Here is a 6,704-nt window from a genome sequence, read left to right on the forward strand (position 1 = left end):
TAATGTCCTTTTTTATAGTGTGGTCTCTAATCTCTAAATAGAACTGAGTATCATTTCCTCTGTATTTTGTCTGATCTAGATCAATTGAATATTAAGTTGCAAATAAAATACTTCTTTTAGTGTTCGGTAGCGACTAACATTTTTCGCCGATAAACATATATTTTAAATATTACTTAAAGGAAGGTTCGATGTTCTGTATTCAGTGCGAGCAAACAATGCAAACACCTGTTGCGAATGGTTGTCAGTATGCGATGGGCATGTGTGGTAAAACGTCAGAGATTTCTGACTTGCAAGACGTGTTGATTTACATTCTTCAAGGTGTCAGTGCATACGCAAATGCAGCTCGTAGCTTAGGTGTGATTGATGTAGAAGCCGATGCTTACGTACCTCAAGCATTCTTTGCAACACTCACCAACGTGAACTTTGATGATGCACGTTTAATCGAATATACAGAGCAAGCGCTTTCTTACAAAGCACGCCTAAAAGCGGCTTATGAAGCAGCATGTCTAACGCAAAACGTAGAACCTAAAGTTCTTGAAGGTGCGGCTCAATTTACCATTGAAGCAGAAAAAGTAACCCTACTAAACAAAGCCGCTGACGCCGCGCTAAACCACGACGTAACCGAAGTGGGTGAAGACATTCTTGGTCTACGTCTACTTGCACTATACGGTCTTAAAGGTGTAGCGGCGTACATGGAACACGCACGTATTCTTGGTCAACAAAAAGAAGACGTTTCGGCTGAATTCCACCGCATCATGGCTCGCCTGGGTGAGAACCCAACTGAAATGAACGAGCTACTTGAGCTTGCTATGGCTTGTGGTCACTTGAACTACAGCGTTATGCAAATGCTAGATCAAGGTGAGACTGAAGCATTTGGTCACCCTGTACCGACTAAAGTCAACATGAAGCCAATCGCAGGTAAAGCGATTCTAGTTTCAGGTCATGACCTAATCGACCTTAAATACATCCTTGAGCAAACTGCGGGTAAAGGCATCAATGTTTATACTCACGGTGAAATGCTTCCTGCACACGCCTATCCAGAGCTTGGTGGTAAACACCCTCACCTAGTAGGTAACTACGGTAGCGCATGGCAGAACCAACAAAAAGAATTTGCTAACTTCCCTGGTGCAATCGTAATGACATCTAACTGTCTGATTAACCCAGAAACAAATGGTTATGCGGATCGCATGTTCACTCGTAACATCGTAGGCTGGCCTGGTGTTGAGCACCACACTGGTCATGACTTCTCAGCAGTTATCGAGAAAGCACTTGAGTGTGAAGGCTTCAAGTTTGATGAGATCCCTCTTTACACAACTACAGGTTTCGCACGTAACGCTCTAATGGAAGCGGCACCTGCAGTTATCGAGCAAGTGAAAGCAGGCAACATTCGTCACTTCTTCCTTGTTGGCGGTTGTGATGGTGACAAAAAAGAGCGTAACTACTTTACTGAATTCACTAAAGCCGTTCCTCAGGATGCATTAATCCTAACCCTAGCGTGTGGTAAATTTAAGTTTAACGATTTAGATTTCGGTGATGTGAACGGCATTCCTCGTCTATTAGATGTGGGCCAATGTAACGACGCATACTCTGCCATTCAGCTCGCGCTTGCACTGGCTGATACGTTTGAGTGTGGTGTAAACGAACTACCTTTATCTCTGATCCTATCTTGGTTTGAGCAAAAAGCGATTGCTGTACTGCTTACTCTACTTGCTCTAGGCATTAAAGATATCCGCGTAGGTCCTACGGCTCCAGCGTTCTTAACTGAGAACCTTCTGAACCACCTACACGAGCAAACAGGTTTACGTTTGACCACGACGGTTGAACAAGATCTTGCTGACATCCTAGGTTAATTCCTAAATAAACCAATCACACAGAGGAGCCATTGGCTCCTCTTCTTTGACTGCAAATAATGAGTTTTAAAGATGCAACTGACCTGCACTGATATTCGACACGACACTTCTGATGTAACCACCTACTGGTTTGAAACTGACAATGCGTTTGATTTTATCCCCGGACAATTTCTGCCTTTGGAAGTGGAGATTGAAGGTACCACACACCAGCGATGCTACTCTCTAGCGTCTTTGCCGGGTGAAAAAAAGTGCAGTTTGACCATTAAGCGTGTGGCGGGTGGACTGGTATCTAACTACCTTGCAGACAGCTTTGCGGTAGGTGATTCACTGAGTTGTAGCAATGCGGCAGGTGACTTCCACCTTAACCTTGTTGAGCAGCAACCTTTGTTGATGTTAAGTGCCGGCTCTGGTGTGACTCCAGTTTATTCTATGCTGCAAGCTCGTTTAGCTGCCGATACAGACGCTGATATCGTGTTCATTCACAGTGCAAGTACTCCAAGTGATCGCATTTACGTGCAAGAGCTTGAAGCTCTGGCGGAAAAGCACAGCAATTTAAAACTGGTTTGGGCGGTAAGCCGTGAGCATGACCAAACTCTTTATCATGGACGTTTGAGCCAAGCGCTTTTGCAATCTGTAGTGCCTGATGTGGCTTCTAGAACGGTACTTATGTGCGGTCCTGAAGCATACATGGAATCGGCAAAGACATGGCTTGAAGCGCTCGGCGTTGCCTCTGCTCAGGTTTATAACGAGCAGTTTCAGGTTGCAATGGATTTAGCGGAAAATAGTTTTGATGCACAATCGCACACTTTGACGGTAAATGGCTCAGAAGTGTCTATTGCCGGTGATGAATCCGTGCTTGATGCGCTAGAAAAAGAAGGATTACCTATTTTTGCTGCTTGTCGCGCAGGTGTGTGTGGCAGCTGTCGCTGTAAAGGTGATAAAGATAAGTTGGTGAGCGCGACAACTGGCCCGCTTAGCGAAGAAGACATAGAGCAAGGTTACTTTCTTGCCTGTGCCAGCCAAGTTAAAGAGGATATGTTTGTCGAAATCGGCTAGTTTTTAGACTGATTTAACGAAGGCTCAACCTAAGGTTGGGCCTTTATTTTATAGATAGATTGTGAAATGGCGCAGAATCAGCGAAAATAGCGCCAATTTTCGCCAGTGCACCAACCTAAAGAATTCGAATATGACCAATAGTCCATTTCAGCAAGAAGTGAGCAAGCGCCGTACGTTTGCGATTATCTCTCACCCGGATGCGGGTAAGACAACCATTACCGAAAAAGTATTGCTTTTCGGCAACGCGATCCAAAAAGCAGGTACGGTAAAAGGTCGTGGCTCGAACCAGCATGCAAAATCTGACTGGATGGAGATGGAAAAAGAACGTGGTATCTCGGTGACTACCTCCGTAATGCAGTTCCCATACAATGAGTGTTTGGTAAACCTACTCGATACTCCGGGACACGAAGATTTCTCGGAAGATACCTACCGTACGCTAACCGCTGTTGACTCTTGTTTGATGGTGATCGATGCCGCGAAAGGTGTCGAAGATCGTACTCGTAAATTGATGGAAGTAACCCGTCTGCGCGATACGCCTATCGTAACCTTTATGAACAAATTGGACCGTGATGTTCGCGACCCAATGGAAGTGCTTGATGAGGTTGAAAGTGAATTGAGCATGGCATGTGCGCCAATCACTTGGCCTATCGGTTGTGGTAAAGAGTTTAAAGGTGTTTACCACATTCATCGTGATGAAACTATCTTGTACGAATCAGGCCACGGCCATGAAATCCAAGAAGTACGCATTATCAAAGGTCTGGATAACCCAGAGCTAGATGCTGCGGTAGGTGAAGACCTAGCGGAAAGCGTTCGTGAAGAGCTTGAGCTTGTGATTGGTGCTTGCCCTGAGTTTGACCAAGAGTTGTTCCTAGCGGGCGAACTGACGCCAGTGTACTTTGGTACCGCATTGGGTAACTTTGGTGTTGACCATATGCTTGATGGTTTGACTAAGTGGGCGCCAGGCCCGCAAGATCGTGAAGCCAATGAGCGTAAAGTAGTCGCCACAGAAGAGAAATTCTCGGGTTTTGTATTTAAAATCCAAGCCAATATGGACCCTAAACACCGTGACCGTATCGCATTTATGCGCATCGTATCAGGTACTTACACGCAAGGCATGAAAATGAACCATGTGCGTACTGGTAAAAACGTCAGCATTTCTGACGCAGTTACCTTTATGGCTGGCGATCGTGCTCGCGCTGAAAAAGCGTATGCGGGTGACATTATCGGTCTACACAACCACGGCACTATCCAAATTGGTGACACTTTCACCCAAGGTGAAGGGCTGAAATTTGCCGGTATTCCTAACTTTGCGCCAGAATTGTTCCGTCGTATTCGCCTAAAAGATCCATTGAAGCAAAAACAATTGCTCAAAGGTCTAGTACAGCTTTCTGAAGAGGGTGCGGTGCAGGTATTCCGTCCACTGCAAAACAACGATTTGATCGTTGGCGCGGTAGGTGTACTACAGTTTGATGTGGTAGTAGCGCGTCTTAAAGCGGAATATAACGTAGAAGCTATCTATGAAGGCGTTAACGTTGCAACTGCTCGCTGGGTTGAGTGTGACGATGCGAAGAAGCTAGAAGAGTTTAAACGTAAGAACCAAACCAACCTAGCGTTGGATGGTGGTGACAACCTTTCTTATGTTGCGCCAACTATGGTTAACCTAAACCTAGCCAAAGAGCGTTTCCCTGAAGTTGAATTCCGCGCCACTCGCGAGCACTAATTCACTTTACAGCACAATGAATCCCCGTAATTAACAGAAGCCAGTTGCATACAACTGGCTTTTTTGTTTATCTGTAAACATCAGGTAAAGGAGATACTGGTGTTTGACCTCAATTTAGTTCGTCCCTTCTTATCGGTTTATAAGCTTGGCACCATTACCAAAGCGGCCGAATCTTTAGAATTAACCCAACCTGCGGTAAGTTCTGCCATCAAACGCTTTGAAAATGTACTCGGGTATCCGCTGTTTATTCGAATGGGAAGAAAAATAGAGCCAACCCCGAATGCTCATCAATTAGCGAGTCAGCTGAGTATGGCGCTCGAGCTGATGGATGGCGCGGTGGCATCAGAACAAAAAATGATTGTGTATGCGGGCATTAATGCCATTAGTATGCTACCTGAAATGCCCAACATTCAATTATATGAATCACCGAAAGCAGAACAGGATGTGCTGCAAGACATCAAACTCAATAAAGTGGATTTGGTGATTGATTACAATCTTCCAAGGGATTCTGGGCTCAACTTCGAGCCTGCATTTACCGATGAGTTAGTGTTGATGTGCGATAAAAACCATCCCACGATTCAAGACGAAATTACCATGCAACAGTATTTAGAAGCCGAGCATGTAACGTTAAAGCTCTATCGACAAAACTCTCAGATTGTGGATTTTTTGGCGGGTAAAAGCCTGTCGAGAAAAGTAGCCATTGAGGTAGGTAATATGACCAATATTATTATCAGTACTCAAGGGACAAATTATGTTGCAGCTATCGCTAAAAGCATGGCTTCAATCGCTGAGCAGTTGGGGCTAAAGATCATCCAGCCGCCATTTTATATGCGGAAGGTGAATTTTGAATTCACCTATCATAAAAAGTATCAAAACAACGCCACCCACAAAGCACTGCGTGAGCAACTAAAAGTGTTGCTGAATAAACCGAATTAGAAGTCGAACGTGAGGCCAAATTCTATGGTATCTTCGCGGTTTTCATCTCTGTATGTAGTGTAAGTTATCGATGGTCTAAGGTATTTTAGATTTATAAATGCGACGACTTCATGAAAGATTTCATTGGTATTTCCTACTTGAAAGGTTTCATCTAAATTGGGGAAATAGTACTCATTTTTTTTAAAGCCGATTTCTTGATTGAATTTGTAGAGTAAATCTATGTATTTAATTGGGCTCCAAATGACTCCAGCTGAATAATCAACAGAGTCAGACAAGGATTCTGTAGGGCATATCTCTTGAAAGTTCGCAAAGCAACGTTCAGAGTCAAACTTATAGTTGTAATTGACATCACCAATTAGAGTCCATTTTTCATCTAACATCTTCGCGATAAAAATGCCGGTAGAGAGTTTGTACTCGCTAACAGTGAAGCTATTTTCTGTGTAATAAGTTTCGCCACTCCAGATTGAATAACCCGATCCTACTTCCCAGTTTAGATCCGTATCAATGTCACCAAAAACACGCAGTCTTTCCGTTACGTAATAGTTCCCGTCTAAGGTAGCAACCGTAGAGCCATCATACTGAGAAAAGCTAATACCAAAAATATCGGTAAACTTTTCTATTGTATTCACCAAACTTGTGTCAGCGGCAGTTGAAAGAGAGACGAACAATGAGAAGAAAGCAAAAATGCGCATAGAAGTACCTAGAAGATAGCTTAAGAAAAAATCCCCTCAATTGAGGGGATTGTCTTGGGTTATATCAATTGCAGTAAGTAACGCTCTAGTGGTTACTTTTTCAGTGCTGCCAAGCGATTTTTAACTTTGCTTTTAAATTGCTTCAATTTGCTTTGGTTTACGTTTTTGATCTTTTCGTTGACTAAATCTTTAGTCACAATGACGTGATCACCGTCGGTAGGGTTCCAAATAACTTCAGTTCCAGTATTGAATAGGGCACCCATAGACTGACCATTCTTTTCTATGTAATAAACGCCGCCTCGTTCAGTAACGGTAATGCCGTCATAACCAGGTTTAGTCGGGTCAACTTCTAGCGGTGGTTTACCGTTCACTAGATCTTTAGTGATGTGGATAGGCTCACCGCCACCGACAGAAGCGTAGTACCACTCACCTTCAGTGGCGTATAGCGAT

General features: G+C 43.9%; 6 protein-coding genes. 4 read left to right on the top strand and 2 right to left on the bottom strand.

Annotated elements, in window-relative coordinates; genetic code table 11:
- Positions 1-188 precede the first annotated feature (188 nt).
- The 4 genes from hcp to VEZ01S_RS14960 all read left to right on the top strand — a co-directional run bounded on the left by hcp (position 189) and on the right by VEZ01S_RS14960 (position 5,562).
- A complete protein-coding gene (hcp, locus tag VEZ01S_RS14945; RefSeq protein ID WP_021714893.1) occupies positions 189-1,850 on the top strand; it encodes a hydroxylamine reductase in 1,662 nt (553 codons plus the stop codon).
- A 72-nt stretch (positions 1,851-1,922) separates the two neighbouring features.
- A complete protein-coding gene (locus VEZ01S_RS14950; protein WP_021714894.1) occupies positions 1,923-2,906 on the top strand; it encodes an FAD-binding oxidoreductase in 984 nt (327 codons plus the stop codon).
- A 130-nt stretch (positions 2,907-3,036) separates the two neighbouring features.
- The gene (gene prfC / locus VEZ01S_RS14955) at positions 3,037-4,626 is read left to right on the top strand and encodes a peptide chain release factor 3 (protein ID WP_021714895.1); all 1,590 of its coding nucleotides are present in this window, start codon (positions 3,037-3,039) and stop codon (positions 4,624-4,626) included.
- A 99-nt stretch (positions 4,627-4,725) separates the two neighbouring features.
- On the top strand, positions 4,726-5,562 hold the full coding sequence (locus tag VEZ01S_RS14960; protein ID WP_021714896.1) for a LysR family transcriptional regulator: 837 nt from the start codon (positions 4,726-4,728) through the stop codon (positions 5,560-5,562).
- Here the strand turns inward: VEZ01S_RS14960 and VEZ01S_RS14965 are convergent.
- Positions 5,559-6,254, bottom strand: a complete 696-nt coding sequence (locus VEZ01S_RS14965) for a hypothetical protein (protein WP_021714897.1) — start codon at positions 6,252-6,254, stop codon at positions 5,559-5,561. The genes VEZ01S_RS14960 and VEZ01S_RS14965 overlap by 4 nt on opposite strands.
- 92 nt (positions 6,255-6,346) lie before the next feature.
- On the bottom strand, positions 6,347-6,704 hold a 358-nt coding region (locus VEZ01S_RS16875; protein ID WP_021714898.1), incomplete at its 5' end, for a hypothetical protein.

The sequence above is a fragment of the Vibrio ezurae NBRC 102218 genome (assembly GCF_000467185.1).
Lineage (GTDB): Bacteria > Pseudomonadota > Gammaproteobacteria > Enterobacterales > Vibrionaceae > Vibrio > Vibrio ezurae.